Source organism: Corynebacterium sp. NPDC060344 (assembly GCF_042725215.1).
GTDB lineage: Bacteria > Actinomycetota > Actinomycetes > Mycobacteriales > Mycobacteriaceae > Corynebacterium.
Map to the genome: position 1 here is coordinate 1 of NZ_JBHXCS010000042.1, position 1747 is coordinate 1747.

Consider the following 1747-nt stretch of genomic DNA (forward strand, 5'->3'; position numbering starts at 1 on the left):
GACCCGGCCCAGATGCCACGCCTCCAGGAGATCCACGCCAACCTCATCGACCGGCTCCAGGAGGCCAGGGACCATGGCTGGTTCGGCGAGGTCGCCGCGATCGAGACCACCCTGGCCGCCGCCGCCCAGAAACTGGAGGCCATGCGCGACCGTGCGGCCCAGCCGTCCACCGTCCACCTCGGCATGCCCGACATCCGCAGCAACGTTGGTCGCATTACTCCGTAGCTGTGACAGATACCAGGGGCGTTTCAAAGTCCTGATGATCGCGTGAGTTCGCAGGTCAGGTAGTCGGGCCGCCCGTCACGTACGCAACGAAGCTCCGGTTGAACGGGGTGACCTTCCCAAGTCGCCCTGAACCACCGGAGCTTCGATGTGTCGTAAGTCTGCCACCGTCTGTTTCGTCAAGTCGCCTGTTCTGGAGGGTGTTGCGGGGCTCTCGTTGGTGGAGCGGTTGCAGATGCTGCCCGATCCACGGCGGCGGCGCGGGGTGCGTCACCCGTTCGTGGCAGTGCTGCTGGTTGCCGCCTCGGCGGTGATCGCCGGCGCTCGCTCGTATGCGGCGATCGGCCAGTGGTCCGCGAGTGCTCCGCAGCACGCCCTGGCCCGGCTCGGCGCGCGTGTGACGGGCACGCTCGGGGTGCGCGTCGCCCCGAGCCCCGCCACGATCCGACGGGTCATCGCCCTGGTCTGCCCCGGCGGCCTGGCCGACCTGACCGGCGCCAGTCCCAGTGGCGCGGACTCGGTCGCCGTGGACGGCAAGGCCGCCCGCGGCTCCCGGCACGGCCAGACTCCCGCCGCCCACCTCCTGGCCGCGATGACCGGCGACGGCCAGACCGTCACCCAGCTGCGGGTTCCGGATAAGACCAACGAAATCACCTGCTTCGCAGCCCTGCTGGGGCCCTACGACCTGAGCGGTGTCACCGTCACGGCCGATGCCCTGCACACCCAGCGCGACCATGCGCGCTTCCTGGTGGAAGAGAAGAACGCGCACTACCTGCTGGTGGTCAAGGCCAACCAGCCCGGACTGCACCGCAGGCTCCGCTCGCTGCCGTGGAAGGACGTCACCGCACGCCGCTACGACCGCGAGGTGAGCCATGGCCGCAAGGAAACCCGTGTGACCAGGGCCCTCACCGTCACAGGCCTGGACTTCCCCCATGCCGTCCAGGCCGTGCGCGTCCTGCGTCACCGCACCGACCTCAAGACCGGCACGGTCAGCCGCCAGACCGTCTACGCGATCACTGACCTGACCTCACAGCAAGCCTCGCCCCAGCGGCTCGGTCGGCTCGCCAGGTCCCAGTGGACCATCGAGAACCGGCTCCACTTCGTCCGGGACACCACCTTCGGCGAGGACGCCTCGAAGATCCGTACCGGCCGCGGTCCCGAGAACATGGCAACCCTGCGCAACCTGGCGATCAACACGCTCCGGCAACAAGGACACCGCAACATCGCCGCCGGCCTCCGCCACGTCTCCTACGACCCCTTCAACCGACCACTGGACCTGCTGAACATCCCCTGACCAGCCGGTCTACATAAGCACCGCGACTTTGAAACGCCCCTGGCCCGAGGGTGCGGTGGTGTTCTCGGTGGACGAGAAGTCCCAGATCCAGGCCCTGGACCGGTCCCAGCCGGTCCTGCCGACCGGGCGGTCGAGTTCAAGAAGTCCCTGATCAGGATCGACAAGGAGGTGCCCGAGCATCTCCCGGTACGGATGATCACCAACGGTGCAGTGGACCGCACCGTCTACCGG

General features: G+C 68.2%; 2 protein-coding genes and 1 pseudogene. 2 read left to right on the forward strand and 1 reads right to left on the reverse strand.

The genetic code is table 11. The features are described 5' to 3' along the window. A pseudogene (locus ACFWGD_RS13245) lies at positions 1-225 on the forward strand (hypothetical protein); the annotation flags it as partial. Positions 226-370: 145 nt separating this feature from the next. Next, positions 371-1516, forward strand: coding sequence for an ISAs1 family transposase (locus ACFWGD_RS13250; protein ID WP_377779151.1), 1146 nt, complete (start codon positions 371-373; stop codon positions 1514-1516). Between the two features lie 9 nt (positions 1517-1525). Here ACFWGD_RS13250 and ACFWGD_RS13255 read toward each other — a convergent pair. Next, positions 1526-1747: hypothetical protein (locus tag ACFWGD_RS13255; protein ID WP_377779152.1), on the reverse strand; the 222-nt coding region annotated here is incomplete at its 5' end.